An 18,553-nucleotide genomic window follows, 5' to 3' on the forward strand; every position below is an offset into this window, starting at 1 on the left:
TTCGTCCGAGCCGGACAAGGACACAGTATCGAGCGGATGCCGCGACCCGCGGGGTCAGCCGCGCGGGCGGCGCCGCGCGCGGGGCGGATCCATTCCGAGGCGGATGCGCGTGCGCTTGCGCTCGATGACGATGAAGACGCTGCCGAGCGCCCAGAGCGGCACCTGCATGAGGAACGCGAGACGGAAGGCATCGAGGTTATAGGTCGCGGGCGTTCCCGCACCCTGGAGGTCGAGCGCGAGGCCGATGAGGAGGATCGCGAGGAGCGCCGCGAGGAAACCGCCCGCGTTCGTCACCCCGGTCGCGGTGCTGAGGCGGTGCGACGGATTGTGCGTGCGGGCGTGGTCGAACGCGATCATCGACGCGGGTCCGCCGGTCGCCAGGGCGACAGCGAGTGCGAGCAGGAGCCACAGCGGCGCTGGCCCCGGGTAGGCGATCACGACGAGCCAGGCGACCGCCTGCACGGCGACGGTGGGCAGCACGAGCGCCCGCGAGCGCAGGTGGGGGATGCGGCGCGACAGCTCGCCCATGATCGGCCCGAGCGCCATGCCCACCACGACGTACAGCGACATGATCGACGCGGCCTCGGCCGTCGTGCGCCCCTCGCCCGCAGTGAGGAAGGGCATGCCCCACAGCAGCACGAACGCGGTACCCGCGAACGGCGTCGTGAAGTGCGACCAGAACGCCAAGCGGGTACCCGGGTGCGCCCAGGCCGCACGGATGCCGACCCCGGTGTCGATCGACGACGTCACGACCCGGATCGCGCCGGTGTCGGTGTCCACCGAGACGTCCTCGTCGCGGTCGGGCGGGTGGTTGCGGATGAGCAGGAAGACGAGGATCGCGAACAGCACGCCGAGCCCGGCGATGCTGCCGAACGTGATGGTCCAGCTGGTGGCGTGCAGCAGCGCCGCGAGCGGGATCAGCGCAACCAGCTGTCCCGCCTGGCCCACGATGCCGGTGAGCTGCACCATGATCGGGCCGCGCTGCGCGGGAAACCACGTCGCGATGAGTCGCAGCACACCGGGAAAGACCGCCGCATCTCCGGCGCCCAGCAGCATGCGCGCGAGGATCGCCACACCGACGCTGGGGGAGATCGCCATGGTCAGCTGTCCCACCGCCATCAGCAGCATCCCGACCGTCATGATCGGCCGCGCGCCATATCGGTCGAGAAGGACGCCGATCGGGATCTGCATCCCGCCGTACACCGCGAGCTGCACCACCGCGAACATCGACAGCGTCGCAGCGTCCGCGTCGAAGCGCGCCGCGGCGTCCACGCCCACGGCGCTCAGCGACGAGCGGTTCGTGATCGCGAGGACGTACGCGGCGACGCCGACGGTCCAGATCACCCAGGCATATGCTCCCGGCCCCGTCGCGCGAGGGCGGGACAGACTGTGCACCCTTCCACAGTAGTCACCGCGACGGATGCTGCCGCTCGCGCCCGCCCATTCACCGGGCCGTCCGGCGGGGGAGCCGAGCAGCGCCTTTGCGGCAGCATCCGTCTCCTGTCAACCCCCTCCCGGATTCAGCTGGGGATGCGGGAGCGTAAGCGCGGGACCATTCGTCCCGATACAGGGGAGGGCCCTCGCCGCGCCCCGGAAAGGACACCTCGCATGAGTATCGGAGCAGGCATCGCCCTCTTCGCCATCGGAGCGATCCTCGCGTTCGCGGTGAACGTGGAGGTCGAGTGGGTGAATCTCGACATGATCGGCTACATCCTCATGGGTGCCGGAGCCGTCATCTTCCTGGTCGGCATCGTGCTGATGGCCCGTCGCCGCCGCACGGAGACCGTCACACGGACCGCCGTCGACCCCACCGTCAACGAGCAGGTCACACGCCGGAGCACGAGCACGACGGACGACGCCGCCGGACTCTGAACAACGGCTCTCCGGCCGCGGGCGCTGCGGCGCCCGCGGCCGGAATCGTTTCAGGGCGAGGCGTGCTGATCGTCAGGGTCGGCGGTCGCCTGTATCGACGCTCGGAACGCTTCGACGCCACGCATCTCGATGGGCGCGCCGAGGGTCGCGGCATGATCGCCGCGAAGAGACCCCCAGCGCTCGCGCGACATCACGAAGCGGTTGTGCAGCACGGCGACGCCTTCGCGAGCCACATTCAAGGCGCCGTCTGACTCGTAGCCCACACGCCGTGACACGGCGTTGGACGGACCGTTGTCGACGAAGGCGCCCGTCGTCGCCTCGCGCGCCCCGAGGCCCTCGAAAGCGAGATGCAGGGCGAGCATGCGCATACGGGTGCCGATCCCGCGCCCCTGGTGAGCGCGCCCCAGCCACGATCCTGTCGTGACACGGCGCAGCACCGGCCACTCATTCGCCGTCAGACCCTGAACGCCGGCGGGGATGCCGTCGTGCAGGACCGCGAGCTCGAGCACGAACGCATCGGGGGAGACGCGGCCTCGGATGCCCCATTGGAACGACAGCACGCTCCGCGCCACATCGTCGGCTGCGCCTCGCGACCACGGGTGATCGAACGGCATCATCTCAGGATCATGGATGCCTCGACCCGCCAGTTCCGCGAGCTGCACGAGGAGTGCGTCGTCGATCCAGCGGAGCTCGAGGTCGCCCGCACGCACCGACACCGCCGAGGCGGGCCAGAGCCGGGCGAGCGCGTCGGTGTGCGGCATCCCGGAAGTCTGCCAGACGGCTGAATCAGGAGATAGAGTGACCATGCGCCCATTATTGATGGGCGATTGCCCATTAGGAGTGGAATGCCGACCGGTCATGCGCTTCAGGACGCCCGCGGAGTCTTGCTGGACGCAGGACGAGATGTTCTCGCGACGCACGGCGCTGCCGCGCTCACCAGCAGGTCGGTGACCGAGAAGTCCGGCGTCGCGAAGGGTGTCCTGCACCGCCACTTCGAAGACTTCGATGCGTACGTCGCGGCATTGGTCGCGGGCGAGGCCGTTCGCATCCAGGCGATCGAGCCGCGTGTGGCGGACTCCGCCGCGGCGGCGACGACGGATGTGATCGAGCAGACCTTCACCTCGACGATGCTCGGGCTCGTGAGCCTCGTCATCGGCCGCGCCAGCGTGCGGCGGCGCGTCGGGGATGGCTCGCCCGGCATTCCGCTCCTGGGCGATGCGACGACGGCTGTCGCCGACGTCCTCGCCGCGGGGCGCGAGGTCGGCTGGATCCGGGAGGACGCCGACGTTCCCGTTCTGGCGTTGGCGCTCGCAGGCAGCGCCTATCTCCTGTCCGCGGGGGCATCGGGCGCCCTTCCGGATCACGAAGCGGTGCGAGAAGTCGTCGAGTCGATCCTCGCAGCCTCTCTCTGAACCCAGCCGGAGTTCGACCCGGCCCTACTCGCGCTCGACCGGAAGCCAGAGCTCGCACGTCGCGGTACTGAAGTCGGGGGAGCGGTCGAGCACCGCCACGATGGACGGGCCCGGGCGCAGTCGCCAGGGGTTGGAAGGGAACCATTCGCTCGCCGTTGCGGCCCAGGTCGATTGAAGTGCGGCGGGGTATGGGCCTTCCGTGCGGAAGACCGCCCACGCGCCGGCCGGAACCTCGATCACATCGAGATCATCGGGCGGGGAGACGTCCTCACCGACCGCGACGCCGTGGAGGTAGGTCAATTCGCTTCCCTCGGTGTAGTCGGCGTCCACGTCGGCGCTCACCTGCAGCAGCCCAGCCGGCTCGGTGCTGCTCAGCTCCTTGAGCCGGGCGTGCTCGGTGACGGACAGAGAGACGATGTGGGCCTGGATGTGCGGATTGACGCCTTCGTGGATGAGAGGCACGCGTGCGGCATGACCGATCAGCAGGAAGGCCGGTCGGTCGGCGATACGGGTGTCCATGGGTGTGTTCCCTTCTACGGTCAGGCGGAACCTGAGCTGCGGTTGCGATCGAAGGGGACCGCCGTCGCGGCGCACATCAGCGGGGCTCGCACCGTGCACCGCCCGGAACGCACGACCGAACGCCTCGGTGGAGCCGTAGCCATGGCGCACCGCGGTGTCGAGCATCTCGCCGTCGCCGAGCACATCGGCAGCCGCGACCGTCATTCGCCGACGCCGGATGTACTCCGAAAGCGGCATGCCCGCCAGCGACGAGAACATGCGACGCACGTGGTACTCGGTGGTGCCGAGGCTCGCGGCGAGCCCGGCGAGGTCGACGTCGTCCGACAAGTCGGCTTCGGCGACCTCGATCACCCGGTTGAGAATCGCGATCACGGTTCCTCCCTCCACACCAGCCTCGTCGGGCGCGCACGGAGGCGCCCGACTATCGCGGTTCGATTCGATCGTGCCGCACCGGACGTCAGAAGGGCGGGTTCTCCGGCGGTTCTGCGATCCGCTCGAGCAACGCGCGGACGCGTTCTCGCAGACCCGCGAACGGGTTCGTGGTGTGATGCCCGCTGGGAAAATCAACCTCGATGCTGCCGTCCTCCCGCCTCTGATGCCGGAGCAGCGTGGTGTCTTTCAGCGCGTGGTCGGGGTCGCACAGCGGATCGAGGTTCGCAATGTCGGTCACGCCGCGACCAGGACCGTGATAGGCGCAGTGGTGATCGATGTCTCCGTCGATCGCGAGGCGGTCGCAGCCGTCGCGTGCGCACGTGCCATGCACCAGAGCCAGCCACTCTCGTTGCGCAGGGGTGGCCTTGCGGGATCGGCGGTCCATATCGAGGATGACGCCGGTCACCGGCTCGGTGATCACCCTTGTGAATGCGCCGGCGTCGAGCAGCAGCTGCCGGGCGGTGGCATCGTCGATCGTTCCGATTCCGGGGATCAGGCAGTCACTGTTCAGATCCAGACCCGCCACCCCGGTGGAGGTCGCCGGGACGCGCACGCTCGCCCTCGCCGCGGGAGCGAGCCGGTCGAATGGAACAGTCACGAGCACCTTTGACTTCACTCGAGTGACGTCGCCGCCGATCAACATTTCAGCGAACAGATCCGCACGGATCTGCCCCGTCGTGCGACCGTTGCGCTCGACCGCAGGCATCTGCTTCGCCGTCAGCGAGAGTTCGCGGTCGAAAGCGTGTGCACGATCTGTTGTGACCATCGCGTATACCCACGACATGCCGTCGGCGACGTCCTCGACGTACACCGTGCGTCGAGCGAAGGCGGCTGCGTGCCGCTGCGTGCGGGTGCACGCCGTCAGCCGGTCGGCGACCTGGCGAGCCTGCCGGCGGGTGCCGCTGACCGTGGACGACACGGCGATATCGCGCATCAGCTCATCGAACCCGCCGCTCGCATCGGGCACGCTCTCGATCAGCGGCATCTGGGCGAGTACGGCCTTCACATGCGCGATCGATATCAGCCCATCGCGCGCGGCCTGCCAAACGCGGGGGAGTTGCGCGAGCGCCCGCTGCGCCACGGCCGCCGACGACCGCACTTCGCCCTCCGTGAGGCGCAGCCGCGACGACGCCTCGAGAGCTGCGCACCGCTCCGCCAGCGTGGCATCGCCGCCGAGCGATGGAAACCCTCCGGCCAGGCGCGGATCGAAGTCCACGTTCACGTACAGCTCAGGATGTGCGCGCGCGAAGTCGAGTACCTCGGCGAGATGCTCGCTCTGCCGCGCCGCACGCCGGTTCATCTCGAACTGCGCTGACTCCGCGTCCCCGAACAACTCCCTGAGCACGAACGCATGGCCCACATGGCCAACGGTCGGCGAGAGGGCTTCCATGAATCGAGTTTAGTACTTATCTTCGATTCTGCATAGCCCCAACGTGATCTTCGATCGAAGATGCGGCACACGGTCGCGCCGAACAGGCCGGCCGGAGAGACTCTGCGTCGCGTCGCGTGCTTCCAGCATGTGGGGACGACGGCGCCCGTGACACTCGCTGTGTCGTCCGCATCCAACGCGTGCACACGACACCGCAAGCTGAACGCCGACGAAGTCGATCTCACAGTCCCGGCTCAATAGGTATTTCAGGGGAGCCCGTGAGATTCCCGCGTCCCGCGGTCTCCGGGCGAGTTGACATAATGTGCATTATCGGCGCGATCAGGAAGCAGCGCAGAAGGAACCCCTTCCGGACCCTCGTTCCAGAAGGGGTTCCCGGAAGGGGTCCTTCACAGAGGTTCGCCCCATACGTTCCGCGTCGCGCGCTCGACCGCCGCGCGAAGCCACAGAGTCAACCGGATGACTTTCCCCGATGGCGTTACAACGCTGTAGTTCCGTCGCACGCCGCGGGTCGCAGCATCCGCCCTCATCCGGCGAATTCGCGGATGAACAGCGTCTGGGCGACGATCATCCGCTCGATCTCCTTCGGATCGACCGATTCGTCGGACGCGTGGATGCGCGCGTACGCGGTGTCCTCGGCGCCCCACAGCACGATGGCCGCGTCGGGAGCGATCTTCTTGAACGACGCCACGAGCGGGATCGACGCGCCGCTGCCGATGGGCTCCACGTCGGCGCCGTACGCCTCGCGCAACGCGTCCTCTGCGGCGACGATCGCCGGGTGCGACTCGTCGACGGCGAACGGATGCCCCACCTTGACCTTCTCGACGACCACCTCGGCGTTCCAGGGCCGCTGTGAACGGAGGTGCGCCATGAGCGCCTCCAGCTGGGCGTCGCCGTCGGAACCCGGGATGATGCGCATCGACAGCTTCGCCTTCACCTCGTTCAGCAGCACGTTCGACGCCTCGGTCGTGTTCGGCACGTCCATGCCGAGGACGGTGACCGACGGCTTCGCCCAGATGCGGTCCGACAGCGAGCCGGTGCCGAGGAACTCCACGCCGGGCAGGATCGCCGACCCGCCGCGGTACACGTCCTCGTCCATCTCCGCGCCGTCCCAGTGGCCGCTGCCGACGCCCGGGATCACCGTGTCGCCGTTCTCATCGTGCAGCGAGTCGAGGATGCGGATCATCGCGGTGAGGGCGTCGGGCGCGGCTCCCCCGAACTCCCCCGAATGCACCGGGTTCGCGAGCGTCCGCACCGTGACGGTGCACGCGACATCGCCGCGGAGTGCCGTGGTGAGCCCTGGCCGACCCGGCGCCTGGGGACCGATGTCCGCGATGACGTACGCGTCCGCCGCGAACTTCTCGGGGTTCGCCTCGACGAAGGCTTCGAGGTGCGAGATCGTCTCCTCCTCCCCCTCGACGAGGATCTTCACCCGGCACGGCCGGTCGGCGCCGAGCAGCTTGAGGGTCGCGTAGTGGATGACGAGCCCGGATTTGTCGTCGGCGGCGCCGCGGCCGTAGATGCGCCCGTCCTCCTTCCTGACCGGTTCGAACGGCGGGGTGGACCACCGCTGGCTGTCGGGCGCCGGCTGCACGTCGTAGTGGGCGTAGAGCAGCACCGTCGGCGACCCCGCGGGTCCGGGAAGGTCGGCGAAAACGCAGGGATATCCATCAGGGACCTCGACGAGCGACACGCCCTTCGCGCCGGCCGCTTCGAAGAGCTCGACCACGGCTCGACCCATCTCGTGAACGGGCTCGGGATCGAAGCCCGGGAAGGCCACAGAAGGGATCCGCACCAGGGTCTCGAGGCGATCGATCACTTCGGGCATGAGCGCGGCGGCGCCCTCCGCGATCTCGTTCGTGTCAGACATGCTTGCCCCTCTCCGCGCGCGGACGCGCTCTCAGACGCCGTGGACCCGGCGGTTCACGCCGGGATGATGAGCTGGATGAGCAGACCCGATGCCACGACGGCCACCCAGGACACGAGCATCGGGATCGTGAAGGAGTGCCAGACAGGCACCTGGGTGAGCTTCGTCGAGCCGGTCTGGTCGGTCTCGACCGACGCGATCTGCGAGCCGTTCGCCGGGAACAGCCAGACGCCGATGAGCGACGGCCACATCGCCGTGATCACTCCCGGCGCGAGCCCGGCGGCGAGCGCGATCGGTATCAGGGTGTTCGTCGTGGCGGATTGACTGGTCGTGAGACCGGCCATGAGGAACAGCGCGACCGCGAGCAGGAGCGGGTTGGATTCGATCATCTTTCCCAGCGGCTCGATGATGGTCTCCTCATTGGCCGAGATGAAGGTGTCGGCCATCCACGCGATGCCGAACAGCGCGACAGCGGCGACATAACCGGCACGCAGCAGCGGCTGCTCGACCACGACCGACGGCTTGACCTTGCGCACGAGGATGATCACGAGGGCGACCGTGAACATCACCATCTCGATGACCGGCGACATCCCGATCGGCACGAGCTCGCCGTCATCGTTCGGGAACGCCGGTCGCAGCGAGGGGAACAGGCCGAGCATCACGACCAGCAGCGTGCCGGCGATGAAGATCCACGCCGCCGTCGCCCCGCCCGGAGGCACGGGGTGATCGACGGGCCCCGCCTTCTCGACCGCTCCGCCGACGGGGGCGCCGAGGCTCGACGTACCCGCGCCTGCGCTGCCGCCGACCTTCGCGGCGTATGCGGCCTTGAGCGGCGCCGGCACCTCGACCGTGCCCTGCTCGACGCGCGCGAGGAACACGGGGTCGTCGAGCAGGTTCTTGCCGATGCGCTGCTGGACGAACGAGGTCGCGATGCACGCGACGATCGCCGCCGGCACCGTCACCGCCAGTATCTGCGGCAGGCCGTACCCGGTGCCGTCCATGAGCACGAGATAGGCCGCCATCGCCGCAGACACGGGGCTCGCGGTGATGCCGAGGCCGGAGGTCACGGTCGACGCCGCGAGAGCGCGTTCGGGCCGCTGCCCGTTGCGGTAGGCGGTCTCGTAGATCACCGGGATCAGGGCGAAGAAGATGTTCGAGGTTCCCGAGAGCACGGTGAACACGAAGGCGACGAGCGGCGCGACGAAGGTCAGCCGGGCGGGATTGCGCTGGATGATCTTCGAGGCGATCGCGACGAGGTAGTCGATGCCGCCGGCGGCCTGCATCGCGGACGACGCCGTGATCACCGCGATGATGATGAAGAACGCGTCCACCGGCGGCGAGCCCGGCTCGAGTCGGAAGACGAAGACCAGGATTGCGGTGCCGACGACACCCCAGAGCCCCAGTCCGATCCCGCCCGTGCGCACGCCCATGACGATCGCGCCGATCACGACACAGGCCTGCAGGATGACGATCACTGTCTCCATCGAAACCCCCGAGTCGACTGCCCTTGGCGCCGACGATAGCGACGCGCGGCACGCGCGTCGAGAGAATCGCAGGAAGTGTCCTCCGTCACTCAGGCCAACCGCGACCCGCTGAGCGGTGTGGATCAGATGACCCAGTCGCCGTCCCGCATGAGCACGCGGCCGGCCAGCTCGTTCGACTCGCGCCAGGCCTGTATCCGCGTCGGTCGCAGCACGAGGAAGACGTACCCGGGCAGCCCGCGCGGGTCCCAGTCGGCCTGCGCCGCATAGGCCTCGCCGAGCGATGCGTCGTCGTCCACTCCCGTCGACCGCTCGAGCACGACGTCGATCATCGCGACATCGCGCGTCGGGCCGACCGCGAGGCGCGCGACCCCGGACGCCCCGAGGTTGCGCGCCGTCACCGAGCGGCCCTCCAGTGCGATGACGGCCTGGTCCCCGATCCACGCCAGCGACAGCGGCACGAGATGCGGTGCCGCCCCGGGAGATGCCGTCGCCACCCAGACGTCAGCCGCCGGAGCAGTCAGCGCCGTGAGCAGATCGGCCTTGCGGGTGACGCGGTCACGGGGTTCAGGCATCCGTTGCTCCCTTGATTTCGGCGGGAGTCAGTCTGTCAGACGGTGACGCGCGATTCGCTCCCCAGAGAACGATTTCCTAGGCTCGAAGCATGCTGGAGTCGCTCACCGGGTTCGTCGTGGTGGGCGTGGCGATCCTTGTGGGGTGGATCCTCGGTCGCATCGACCTGCTCGGCGAGCACGCACGTCCCGTGCTCGCGCGCCTGACCTTCTTCGTGCTCTCGCCGTTCCTGCTGTTCGTGGTGCTGGCGCAGGCCGACGTCCACACGCTGTTCTCGGCGCTCCTCCCGGTGTCGGCGATCGCGGCCGTGGCGGTCATCCTCGTCTACGCGGTCGTCGCCCGTCTCATCTGGCGGCGCTCCGCCGGCGACACCGTGATCGGCGCCCTCAGCGCGGGTCAGGTCAACTCGAACAACATCGGCATCCCGCTGTCGCTGTATCTCCTCGGCAGCGCAGCGTATCCCGCGCCGGTGATCCTCATGCAGCTGCTTGTGTTCACCCCGATCACGATGGCGATCCTGGATGCCGTCACCACCGCGCGCGCATCCCTCTGGCGGGCCGTGGTCCGGGTGGCGACCAACCCGATCGTGGTGGGCTCGGTGCTGGGCACACTCGTCTCCGTGCTGGGGATCGAACTGCCGCCGGTCGTGATGGAGCCGGCGATGCTCATCGCGAACGCGTGCGTGCCGATCCTCCTGATCGCCTACGGCATCTCGCTGCACGGGCAGCGCGTGCTCGGCGCGTCGGGGCGCCGACGCGACATCGTCCTCGCGACGACCCTCAAGCTCATCGCGATGCCGGTGATCGCCTGGGCGGTCGCCGAGTTCGTGTTCGGCCTCTCGGCGCACGACGTGCTCATCGTGACGGTGCTCGCCGCGCTCCCGACAGCGCAGAACGTGTTCAACTACTCGCAGCGGTACGACGTCGGAGAGACGATCTCGCGCGACACCGTGTTCCTCACGACGATCGGCTGCGTTCCGGTGCTGATCCTGGTCACGCTGCTGCTCGGCTGATCCGCCTCGCCGGGCTACGGACGCACGATCTCGTGCAGCATGCCCAGCACGAGCCGCGTCCCGTCCCCGTCGCGCAGCACCGTGAAGAGCGTGTGGGTGCAGGCTCGGCAGCGGACGATCGCCGCCGTCTCGTCGAGTTCCACGACGGCCGCGGCGACCGGTGAGGCATCGCCGCAGCCGCCGCACACGCCCACCAGCGCGGTGACGTCCGCGTCGAACACGTCCCACAGCATCCCTGCCGCGGCATTGCCGTCGACGACGCTCGCGGCGTTCTCGGCACGCATCATGCACCTCCGAAGCGTTCGGTCCTGATCCGGGCGGCCGGATGGCCCAACCCGACGAGCGCGTCGGCGACGTGCTCGACGAACCCCGTGGGTCCGCACACGTACACGATCGGCTCCCGCCCCGGCTCCCAGGTCGCGGCGCGCAGTGCGTCGTCGTCCAGCCGCCCGACCGGATCCGTCCACCCGTCGGGCGCCGCGCGGGTGTACCGCCACGTGACCCCCACTCCCCCGTTTCCGGCCAGCCCATCGAGCTCATCGCGATATATCGCGTCTGCCGCGGTGCGGACGGAGTAGAGCAGACGGACGGATGCTGCAGCCCCGGCATCCGTCGCAGCCCGCACCATCGCCATCAGCGGCACGATGCCCGACCCGCCGGCGATGAGCTGCACGGGCGCCTCTCCCCCGGGTCGCCACACGAAGTAGCCCCCGAGGGGTCCCTTGACCTCGAGTTCGTCTCCGGGCAGCACGTCCTCCACGAGATACGGCGACACCTCACCGTCGGGGATCTCGTCGATCGCCAGCTCGATCGTCTCGGCAGGGCCGTACGAGCCGAGCGAATACGACCGCACCGCCTGGTAGCCGTCCTCCGCGGTGAGCCGGATGTCGACGTGCTGGCCCGCCGTGTTGCCCGGCCACCCCGGGACCTGAAGGCGCAGGATGCGCGCCGAGGGTGTCGCGGGCAGCGCCTCGACGACGCGGCCGGGCCGCCAGCCGCCGACCGTCACCAATACCGCTCCTCGGTCCACGGATCGCCGTGCATGTTGTAGCCGTTCTGCTCCCAGAATCCGGGCTCGTCGTCCTGCATGAGCGTGAGCCCGCGCACCCACTTGGCGCTCTTCCAGAAGTACAGGTGCGGCACAAGCAGCCGTGCCGGCCCGCCGTGCTCGGGGTCGAGCGGCTCGCCCTCGAACTCGAACGCGACCCACGCCTTGCCGCCGAGCAGGTCCTCCATCGGCACGTTGGTCGTGTAGCCGCCGTAGGAGTGCGCCATCGCGTACTCGGCGTCGGTCTCGACCGTGTCGAGCAGAGTGTCCAGCGACACGCCGCGCCAGGACGTGCCGAGCTTCGACCATCGCGTCACGCAGTGGATGTCGGTGTCGACGTCCTCGATCGGCAGGGCCATGAACTCGTCCCACGTCCACGAGACCGCGTCGCCACCCTCGGTGCGGATGCCGAAGCGCCAGTCGTCCTGCTCTATCCGCGGCGTCGGCCCGGCCGACAGCACCGGGAAGTCCTCCGTCAGGTACTGCCCGGGCGGCAGTCGCGGATCGCTCTCGCGGCGACGCGCTCCGAATCCTCTCGACACGACGGCCATCGAAACCCTCCTCCTGCACGCCACACCGGGCGCGCACGCTCACGGTCACGCACGCTCACGCTAGCGCGCTGCGGGCCGCGAAGGCGATGGGCATCGGGCAACACACGTTTCACGGTCGCTTGCAAGTTCGATGTGGGGTCTAAGCTTTAGCCGCACCACGTACAGGGAACTCTCAGAAAGGCCCCTCATGTCCACTGCATCCGAAGCCGAGAAGTCGGCCGTCAACGGAATCCGCACGGCGCTCGGCGTCGGCGGCGTCCTCGCCATCATCGTCGGCATCCTGATCCTGGTCTGGCCGGGCAAGACCGCCGCGGTCATCACCGCGATCATCGCGATCTACGCGATCGCCGCCGGCCTGGTCTACGCCGGTCTCGGGATCTTCTCGAAGACCAAGGGCGGCTGGGCTCGCGTCGGCCACATCGCGCTCGGCATCCTGTTCATCATCGCCGGTGTCGTCGCCCTCTTCAACCTCGGTCAGACCACCGCGTGGCTCGCGCTGTTCCTCGGCATCCTCATCGGAATCATGTGGATCGTCGAAGGCATCGTGGCGCTGTCGACGCTCGGCGACGCGTCGTCGAAGGGCTGGTCGATCTTCTTCGCCATCCTGAGCATCATCGCCGGTATCGTCGTGCTCTTCGCGCCGGTCTGGGGTGTCGCGATCCTCTGGTGGATCCTCGGCATCTCGCTGGTCGTGCTCGGTGTGATCAACGTCGTCCGCGCCTTCACCTTCAAGGGCGACATCTGATCCGCGACGGAAACGTCATCGGCCCCGGGAGCGGAAGCTCCCGGGGCCGACTCGTGCCTGTGATCGGATCAGCCGACCGGCAGGTGCCGGTTCCACCAGTCCAACACCGCGTCGAAGCGCTGGACGCGGTGCCGCGGCTGACCGGCCCGCGTGAGCTCGTGGTTCTCTCCGGGGAACACCAGCAGTTCGGCCTCGGTCCCCTGGCGCTTGAGCGCCGAGTAGTAACGCGTCGCCTGCTCCAGCGGGCAGCGGAAATCGAGCTCGGAGTGCATGACCAGGGTCGGGGTCGTGACCTGGTCGACAACGGCCATGGGGCTCTGCCGCGCGATGTCCTCCACCGAGACGCCGACGTACTCGTCGCCGAAGAACGAGCCGATGTCGCTCGTTCCCTGGAACGAGAGCGGCTCGAGGAAGCCGCGCTCCACGATCGCCCCGGCGAACCGGTGGTCGTGCGCGATGACCCACGCGGTGAGGTATCCGCCGTACGAGCCGCCCTGCACGCCGACCCGTTCTCCGTCCAGGCGCGTGTCGTCCGCGATCGCCCCCTCGAGGAAGTCGATGACGTCGGCGAAGTCGACGGTGCCCATCTGCTGACGGATGCTGCGCCCATGCGCCCGCCCGTAGCCCGCGGATCCGCGGGGATTGGAGTAGACGACGGCGTAGCCCGCATCGACCAGCACCTGCGTCTCGTCGAACAGGTGCACCCCGTACGAGGCGAAGGGTCCGCCGTGGATCTGCAGGATGACCGGGAACGGACCCTCGCCCTCCGGCGTCGCGACCCACCCGTGCACCGGGTAGCCGTCGCGAGCGGTGACCGTCAGCTCCCGCGGAAGGGCGATGCCGGATGCTGCGGCCCGAGCCCCGAACGCGGTCAGCGTCCGCGCGGCACCGTCCTCGATGAGCACGAGTTCGCCGAACGAGTCGGGCTGGGACACCGCTGCCACGATGCGGCCGCCACCGGTGGCGTGACCGCCGACCTCGACGTCTCCGCCGAGGAGCTCTGTGACCCCGCCGTCACGCGTGACCCGCAGGAGTCGCACGCGACCGCGTGCGGCATCCTGCACGAGGAAGCCCTCGCCGTCCACCCGAAGGTGCCCCTCGCCGAGGTTCAGCGCATCGGCGTCGGTGACGCGCCTGGCGCCGCTGTGCCCGACGAGCCACAGTCCGACGCCGGGGGCGATGAAGTCCACGCCGTCGCCGACCTCGTGCGCGAGGAGGGCGATCGTGCCGTCCGGCGAGACGACCGCTTCGTAGATCGCGATGCCCGCATCGGTTCCGAGCACCTCGCGCTGCCCGGAACCGTCCACCGCGAGGGCGATGATGCGGTCGCGCAGATCACGACGGTCCGACTCGATCTCGTCGGGGACGGTGAGGATCTCGCGTCCGTCGGCGGTGAAGACGACCCCGCCGTGGGATGCCGCGCCCTCCGTCAGCTGGCGCGCCTCGGCGGCGACCAGCGTCTTCTTGGGCGGCGTCTCGTCATCGGGGCGCACCGCGGATGCGGGCTCGTAGAACGGCTCGGCGTCCACTGCGGGAGCGGCGATCACGAAGACGTGGGCGGGGCGGTCGCCGATGTAGCCGAGGCCGTTCGCGTGCCAGCGCACGCCGGTGATGTGCCGCGGCGCCTCGGCCGCGGCATCCAATCCCTCCACGCTGCCGTAGCGGCCCTTCTCGGGCACGCGCGCGACGAATGCGATGCTCGCGCCGTCGGGCGACCAGGCGAAGTCCTCGACGCCCAGCACCGCGTCGGTCGCCTGCACCGGCTCGCCGCCGGCCGCGGCGACCACGTGCACCTGCGGCTTGCCCTTGGCGTCGCCGCGCACGAACGCGATGCGCGTCGCGTCGGGCGAGAGCTTCGGGGCGCCGTCGGCGGTGCCGCGCGTGAGACGGCGCGGCGTGCCGTCGGGCAGATCGACGCGCCACACCTGGCCGACGTTGCGGTTGGCAGCGATGTCCGGGCGCGAGGTCGCGAAGACGGCGAACGAGCCGTCGGCGGCGATCTCGGGACGCCCGACCGAGACGAGGGTCTCGATGTCGTTCGCCTTCATCGGCTCACTCCGTCCCGAACGACGAGACGTCGCCGACGAGTCGGGTGTTGTCGGCCGGCACCGGGTCCAGCGCCGCCTGCGCGACCTCGGCGGCGAACTCCGACACGTTGTAGAGCTTGCCCGCGTCCTCACGGCGGGCGGCGATCGCGCCCGGGTTGGCCCGCTCGAGCAGCGTCGCCGTGATGGTGCCCTCGATCATGTCGCCGGAGACGACGACGAACTCGACACCGCGCTCGGTGAGAGCGGGGATGCGCTCGCGCAGGGCGTCCTCGCCGGCGCGCTTGGACAGCGCGACCGGCTCATACTCCGGCATCGTCGGGGTCGTGCGGATGAAGTGGGCCTGGTGGCTCGTGACGAACACGACGCGCGAGCCGTCGCCGAGCAGGGGCAGCGCGGTCTCGAGCACGTTCACCTGCGCGTCGCGGTTAAGCAGGAGCGCGTAATCCTCGGCCATGCCCGACTCCATGCCGCCCGACGCGTTGAGCACGAGGATCTCGAGCGAGCCGAACGTGCTCGCGACCTCGTCGAACATCGCCTGGACCGAGGCGGGATCGGTGAGGTCGGCACCGACCACGAGCACCTGGACGCCCAGCTCGCGCAGCTCGCCGGCGAGCTTCTCGGCGCGCGGAGCCTTGTTGCGGTAGTTGATGACGACGTTCGCTCCGGCCTGTGCGAGGTAGCGGGCCGTGTCGGCGCCGATGCCGCGGGACGAACCCGTCACGAGGGCGGTCTTGCCGCTCAGCGAGCTCTCGGGAAGCGGGGTCAGAGTCTGAGTCACGTGTAGACCCTACCTGCTAGGTTCGAGCTGAGGAGGCGCACCGTGGAGCTCATCGAGGTCGTCGAACAGTGGGCATGGATCGGCTGGCTCGTGCTGATCCTGGTCTTCCTCGTGATCGAGATGCTGACGCTCGACTTCACATTCCTGATGCTCAGCATCGGCGGACTCGCGGGCCTGGTCACCGACCTGCTCGGCGCTCCGATCTGGCTCCAGGTGATCATCGCCGCCGGCGTCGCCGCCGCCCTCGTTCTCCTGCTGCGTCCGCCTCTGCTGCGACGATTGCGCCGCGGAGAGGATCCGACGCCGTCGAACGTCGACGCCCTCATCGGCCTGGGCGGCACGGTCGTCTCGTCGGTCGGCGCGCATGGCGGTCAGGTCAAACTCGCCAACGGCGACGTCTGGACCGCGCGCTCCGAGGCCGGCGACCTCGAGCCCGGAGCCCGGGTGCGCGTCAGCCGCATCGACGGCGCGACCGCGATCGTCCGCTCCGACTCCCCCGACCCGCTCACCCCCGCACCGGAGGACCCGCTCGCATGAACGACTTCACCTCGGCCATCCCCACGGCGATCGGGTGGATCCTCGCGATCGCCGTCTTCATCTTCGTGCTCGTCGTCATCTTCCGGTCCATCCGGATCATCCCGCAGGCCAGCGCCGGCGTCGTCGAGCGCCTGGGCCGGTACCACAAGACGCTCACCCCCGGGCTGAACCTGCTCGTCCCTTTCATCGACCGCCTGCGACCACTGCTCGACATGCGCGAGCAGGTCGTGTCGTTCCCGCCGCAGCCGGTGATCACCGAGGACAACCTCGTCGTCTCGATCGACACCGTCGTCTACTTCCAGGTGACCGACGCCCGCGCAGCGACGTACGAGATCGCGAACTACCTGGGCGCCGTCGAGCAGTTGACGACGACCACCCTCCGCAACGTCGTCGGCGGGCTGAACCTCGAGGAAGCGCTGACGAGCCGCGACAACATCAACGGCCAGCTGCGCGTGGTCCTCGACGAGGCCACCGGCAAATGGGGCATCCGTGTCTCCCGCGTCGAGCTCAAGGCCATCGATCCGCCGCACTCGATCCAGGACTCGATGGAGAAGCAGATGCGCGCCGAGCGCGAGCGGCGCGCCACGATCCTCACCGCGGAGGGCTCCAAGCAGTCCCAGATCCTCGAGGCCGAGGGCCGAAGGCAGGCCGAGATCCTCAAGGCCGAGGGCGACAAGCAGGCCGCTGTCCTCCGCGCCCAGGGTGAGGCCGAAGCGATCCAGACCGTGTTCGACGCCATCCACTCCGGCAACCCCGACGACAAGCTGCTGGCGTACCAGTACCTGCAGACGCTCCCGAAGATCGCCGACAGCGCATCGAGCAAGCTCTGGATCATCCCGAGCGAGTTCACCGAGGCGCTCAAGGGCCTGACGGGCTCCTTCGCGGGCGTGATGACGGATGCCGCGGCCAAGGGTCGCGCGTCTGCCGCAGGAGGACCCGCGCCCGGCGGACCGCCGCCCGCTGTCACCCCGCCCACCCCGTGACCCACCCCTGGTTCGAGGGCGTCGCGACGCCGCGCGTCCTCGCCCACCGGGGCCTGGTCACGCCCGATGCCGCCCGCGCCGGCATCGTCGAGAACTCCTTCGCCGCGGTCGCCGCGGCGCACTCGGCCGGCGCGCACTATGTCGAGTCGGACTGCCACCGCACCGCGGACGGTGTCGTCGTCCTGTTCCACGACGACGACCTGTCGCGCGTGACCGGCGACCCGCGGCGGATCTCCGATGTGACGGTGCGCGAGCTCGAGCACCTGATGGCAGCGCGGGGTGGGATCATCACGCTGGCGCAGGCCCTGAACGCCTTCCCGACCGTGAGGTTCAACCTCGACGTGAAGGCGACGGATGCCGCGACCGCCGTCGGCACCGCGATCGCGCCGTTCGCCGACCGGGTGCTCGTGACGAGCTTCTCGGACGAACGGCGCCGCGCCGCGCTGGGCGCGGCGCGGGCCGTGGGCGAGGCGTCGGGGCGCAGCATCCGTCCCGCCACCTCCGGTGGCCGCGGCACCATCGGACGCGTGCTGGCCGCCGTGTCGGCGCGCTCGGATCGGCTGGTCGCGCGGGCTCTGGCCGGGGTCGACGCGCTCCAGGTCCCCGAGCGGCAAGGCCGCCTGCGCATCGTCACACCTCGGCTCGTCGCGGCGGCGCACCGGCACGACGTCGAGGTGCACGTGTGGACCGTGAACGCCCCCGACGACATGGTCAGGCTGGTCGAGATGGGCGTCGACGGCATCGTCACCGACCGCGCGGACGTCGCGCTCGCCGCCCTCGCCTAACATGGGGTGGTAACGGTCCGCATCTCCCCCTGTGCATCGACTGTGAAAGGTCGATGAACAGGGCCCCTTCGGATGATCCGCTCAGGTCACTTCGTTATACCTGTACAGCGACGAGAGGACCACAAAATGGCAGACCGCAGCCTGCGCGGCATCCGACTCGGCGCCCAGAGCCTACAGAGCGAAGAGGGCGTCGTGTTCCATGAGCGCGCACAGCACATCTACTCGTGCACGTCGTGTGGACGTGACACGACTTTGACCTTCGCGGCCGACGCCGAGGTTCCGCCCGCCTGGGAGTGCCGCACGTGCGGTGCCGAGGCGCTGCTGCGGGTCGGCGACGGCACCGCGACCGTCGACCACTCCGGCGACAAGACGCCTCGCAGCCACTGGGACATGCTCCTGGAGCGCCGCACGATCCCCGAGCTGGAAGAGCTGCTCGAGGAGCGCCTCGCTTACGTCCGCGCCCGCCGCGGCGCCGGCGAGGCCGTGACGGTGGACAAGCTCAGCGCCTGACCCGCGCTTCGCG

20 protein-coding genes are annotated in these 18,553 nt (G+C 69.4%); 8 read left to right on the forward strand and 12 right to left on the reverse strand.

Annotated features, from left to right (window positions below; genetic code table 11):
* Positions 1 to 54: 54 nt before the first annotated feature.
* Positions 55 to 1,344, reverse strand: coding sequence for an MFS transporter (locus tag J2Y46_RS14450; RefSeq protein WP_310243253.1), 1,290 nt, complete (start codon positions 1,342 to 1,344; stop codon positions 55 to 57).
* 264 nt (positions 1,345 to 1,608) lie between these two features.
* Between J2Y46_RS14450 and J2Y46_RS14455 the strand changes: the two genes are divergently transcribed.
* Complete coding sequence (locus J2Y46_RS14455) at positions 1,609 to 1,872, forward strand: DUF6458 family protein (RefSeq protein ID WP_045302415.1); 264 nt, start codon at positions 1,609 to 1,611, stop codon at positions 1,870 to 1,872.
* A gap of 50 nt (positions 1,873 to 1,922) precedes the next feature.
* Here the strand turns inward: J2Y46_RS14455 and J2Y46_RS14460 are convergent, their stop codons facing one another.
* Positions 1,923 to 2,633 (reverse strand): GNAT family protein, encoded by a 711-nt coding sequence (locus J2Y46_RS14460; RefSeq protein WP_310243255.1) that lies wholly within the window; start codon positions 2,631 to 2,633, stop codon positions 1,923 to 1,925.
* 84 nt (positions 2,634 to 2,717) lie between these two features.
* On the opposite strand from J2Y46_RS14460, the gene J2Y46_RS14465 reads away from it, so the two are divergent.
* Positions 2,718 to 3,284: a TetR/AcrR family transcriptional regulator gene (locus tag J2Y46_RS14465; RefSeq protein ID WP_310243257.1), complete on the forward strand. Its 567-nt coding sequence runs from the start codon at positions 2,718 to 2,720 to the stop codon at positions 3,282 to 3,284.
* Between the two features lie 24 nt (positions 3,285 to 3,308).
* Here the strand turns inward: J2Y46_RS14465 and J2Y46_RS14470 are convergent, their stop codons facing one another.
* The 5 genes from J2Y46_RS14470 to J2Y46_RS14490 all read right to left on the reverse strand — a co-directional run bounded on the left by J2Y46_RS14470 (position 3,309) and on the right by J2Y46_RS14490 (position 9,545).
* Positions 3,309 to 4,175 carry an AraC family transcriptional regulator gene (locus J2Y46_RS14470; RefSeq protein WP_310243259.1) on the reverse strand — a complete coding sequence of 289 codons (867 nt, stop codon included), beginning with the start codon at positions 4,173 to 4,175 and terminating at the stop codon, positions 3,309 to 3,311.
* An 85-nt stretch (positions 4,176 to 4,260) separates the two neighbouring features.
* The gene (locus tag J2Y46_RS14475) at positions 4,261 to 5,625 is read right to left on the reverse strand and encodes a DUF222 domain-containing protein (RefSeq protein ID WP_310243260.1); all 1,365 of its coding nucleotides are present in this window, start codon (positions 5,623 to 5,625) and stop codon (positions 4,261 to 4,263) included.
* Positions 5,626 to 6,148: 523 nt separating this feature from the next.
* Positions 6,149 to 7,492 carry a M20/M25/M40 family metallo-hydrolase gene (locus J2Y46_RS14480; RefSeq protein ID WP_310243261.1) on the reverse strand — a complete coding sequence of 448 codons (1,344 nt, stop codon included), beginning with the start codon at positions 7,490 to 7,492 and terminating at the stop codon, positions 6,149 to 6,151.
* A gap of 53 nt (positions 7,493 to 7,545) precedes the next feature.
* A complete protein-coding gene (locus tag J2Y46_RS14485) occupies positions 7,546 to 8,973 on the reverse strand; it encodes an anaerobic C4-dicarboxylate transporter family protein (protein WP_310243263.1) in 1,428 nt (475 codons plus the stop codon).
* Between the two features lie 122 nt (positions 8,974 to 9,095).
* Positions 9,096 to 9,545: a pyridoxamine 5'-phosphate oxidase family protein gene (locus J2Y46_RS14490; RefSeq protein ID WP_310243265.1), complete on the reverse strand. Its 450-nt coding sequence runs from the start codon at positions 9,543 to 9,545 to the stop codon at positions 9,096 to 9,098.
* 89 nt (positions 9,546 to 9,634) lie between these two features.
* Here J2Y46_RS14490 and J2Y46_RS14495 point away from each other — a divergent pair, with 89 nt between their 5' ends.
* Positions 9,635 to 10,555, forward strand: coding sequence for an AEC family transporter (locus J2Y46_RS14495; RefSeq protein WP_045302404.1), 921 nt, complete (start codon positions 9,635 to 9,637; stop codon positions 10,553 to 10,555).
* A gap of 14 nt (positions 10,556 to 10,569) precedes the next feature.
* Here J2Y46_RS14495 and J2Y46_RS14500 read toward each other — a convergent pair whose 3' ends face one another.
* From J2Y46_RS14500 to J2Y46_RS14510, 3 genes are read right to left on the reverse strand one after another with little or no spacing between them, the layout of a single operon-like run.
* Entirely contained in the window at positions 10,570 to 10,839 is a 270-nt protein-coding gene (locus J2Y46_RS14500) for a DUF6510 family protein (protein WP_045302402.1), read from the reverse strand.
* Entirely contained in the window at positions 10,839 to 11,564 is a 726-nt protein-coding gene (locus J2Y46_RS14505) for a ferredoxin reductase (RefSeq protein WP_310243268.1), read from the reverse strand. The genes J2Y46_RS14500 and J2Y46_RS14505 overlap by 1 nt, the downstream gene beginning before the upstream one ends.
* Complete coding sequence (locus J2Y46_RS14510) at positions 11,561 to 12,154, reverse strand: sulfite oxidase-like oxidoreductase (protein ID WP_045302398.1); 594 nt, start codon at positions 12,152 to 12,154, stop codon at positions 11,561 to 11,563. The genes J2Y46_RS14505 and J2Y46_RS14510 overlap by 4 nt, the downstream gene beginning before the upstream one ends.
* Positions 12,155 to 12,341: 187 nt before the next feature.
* Here J2Y46_RS14510 and J2Y46_RS14515 point away from each other — a divergent pair, with 187 nt between their 5' ends.
* Positions 12,342 to 12,899, forward strand: a complete 558-nt coding sequence (locus J2Y46_RS14515; RefSeq protein WP_045302396.1) for an HdeD family acid-resistance protein — start codon at positions 12,342 to 12,344, stop codon at positions 12,897 to 12,899.
* Positions 12,900 to 12,967: 68 nt separating this feature from the next.
* On the opposite strand, the gene J2Y46_RS14520 is transcribed toward J2Y46_RS14515, so the two are convergent.
* Both J2Y46_RS14520 and J2Y46_RS14525 read right to left on the reverse strand, forming a co-directional pair.
* Positions 12,968 to 14,947, reverse strand: coding sequence for a S9 family peptidase (locus J2Y46_RS14520; RefSeq protein WP_310243271.1), 1,980 nt, complete (start codon positions 14,945 to 14,947; stop codon positions 12,968 to 12,970).
* Positions 14,948 to 14,951: 4 nt separating this feature from the next.
* Positions 14,952 to 15,725: an SDR family oxidoreductase gene (locus tag J2Y46_RS14525; RefSeq protein WP_045302391.1), complete on the reverse strand. Its 774-nt coding sequence runs from the start codon at positions 15,723 to 15,725 to the stop codon at positions 14,952 to 14,954.
* 42 nt (positions 15,726 to 15,767) lie between these two features.
* Here J2Y46_RS14525 and J2Y46_RS14530 point away from each other — a divergent pair, with 42 nt between their 5' ends.
* The 4 genes from J2Y46_RS14530 to J2Y46_RS14545 all read left to right on the forward strand — a co-directional run bounded on the left by J2Y46_RS14530 (position 15,768) and on the right by J2Y46_RS14545 (position 18,540).
* Positions 15,768 to 16,262: an NfeD family protein gene (locus J2Y46_RS14530; RefSeq protein ID WP_045302389.1), complete on the forward strand. Its 495-nt coding sequence runs from the start codon at positions 15,768 to 15,770 to the stop codon at positions 16,260 to 16,262.
* On the forward strand, positions 16,259 to 17,245 hold the full coding sequence (locus J2Y46_RS14535) for an SPFH domain-containing protein (protein WP_045302387.1): 987 nt from the start codon (positions 16,259 to 16,261) through the stop codon (positions 17,243 to 17,245). The genes J2Y46_RS14530 and J2Y46_RS14535 overlap by 4 nt, the downstream gene beginning before the upstream one ends.
* The gene (locus J2Y46_RS14540; protein ID WP_310243274.1) at positions 17,242 to 18,030 is read left to right on the forward strand and encodes a glycerophosphodiester phosphodiesterase family protein; all 789 of its coding nucleotides are present in this window, start codon (positions 17,242 to 17,244) and stop codon (positions 18,028 to 18,030) included. The genes J2Y46_RS14535 and J2Y46_RS14540 overlap by 4 nt, the downstream gene beginning before the upstream one ends.
* 126 nt (positions 18,031 to 18,156) lie before the next feature.
* Entirely contained in the window at positions 18,157 to 18,540 is a 384-nt protein-coding gene (locus J2Y46_RS14545; RefSeq protein WP_045302382.1) for an RNA polymerase-binding protein RbpA, read from the forward strand.
* Positions 18,541 to 18,553: the final 13 nt, after the last annotated feature.

The organism is Microbacterium sp. BE35, from assembly GCF_031457705.1.
Lineage (GTDB): Bacteria > Actinomycetota > Actinomycetes > Actinomycetales > Microbacteriaceae > Microbacterium > Microbacterium trichothecenolyticum.

Coding starts and splice junctions, on each gene's coding strand:
- J2Y46_RS14485 (WP_310243263.1), bottom strand. CDS start 8,973: ATGGAGACAGTGATCGTCATCCTGCAGGCCTGTGTCGTGATCGGCGCG.
- J2Y46_RS14500 (WP_045302402.1), bottom strand. CDS start 10,839: ATGCGTGCCGAGAACGCCGCGAGCGTCGTCGACGGCAATGCCGCGGCA.
- J2Y46_RS14545 (WP_045302382.1), top strand. CDS start 18,157: ATGGCAGACCGCAGCCTGCGCGGCATCCGACTCGGCGCCCAGAGCCTA.
- J2Y46_RS14515 (WP_045302396.1), top strand. CDS start 12,342: ATGTCCACTGCATCCGAAGCCGAGAAGTCGGCCGTCAACGGAATCCGC.
- J2Y46_RS14495 (WP_045302404.1), top strand. CDS start 9,635: ATGCTGGAGTCGCTCACCGGGTTCGTCGTGGTGGGCGTGGCGATCCTT.
- J2Y46_RS14460 (WP_310243255.1), bottom strand. CDS start 2,633: ATGCCGCACACCGACGCGCTCGCCCGGCTCTGGCCCGCCTCGGCGGTG.
- J2Y46_RS14535 (WP_045302387.1), top strand. CDS start 16,259: ATGAACGACTTCACCTCGGCCATCCCCACGGCGATCGGGTGGATCCTC.
- J2Y46_RS14465 (WP_310243257.1), top strand. CDS start 2,718: ATGCCGACCGGTCATGCGCTTCAGGACGCCCGCGGAGTCTTGCTGGAC.
- J2Y46_RS14455 (WP_045302415.1), top strand. CDS start 1,609: ATGAGTATCGGAGCAGGCATCGCCCTCTTCGCCATCGGAGCGATCCTC.
- J2Y46_RS14475 (WP_310243260.1), bottom strand. CDS start 5,625: ATGGAAGCCCTCTCGCCGACCGTTGGCCATGTGGGCCATGCGTTCGTG.
- J2Y46_RS14490 (WP_310243265.1), bottom strand. CDS start 9,545: ATGCCTGAACCCCGTGACCGCGTCACCCGCAAGGCCGATCTGCTCACG.
- J2Y46_RS14510 (WP_045302398.1), bottom strand. CDS start 12,154: ATGGCCGTCGTGTCGAGAGGATTCGGAGCGCGTCGCCGCGAGAGCGAT.
- J2Y46_RS14480 (WP_310243261.1), bottom strand. CDS start 7,492: ATGTCTGACACGAACGAGATCGCGGAGGGCGCCGCCGCGCTCATGCCC.
- J2Y46_RS14520 (WP_310243271.1), bottom strand. CDS start 14,947: ATGAAGGCGAACGACATCGAGACCCTCGTCTCGGTCGGGCGTCCCGAG.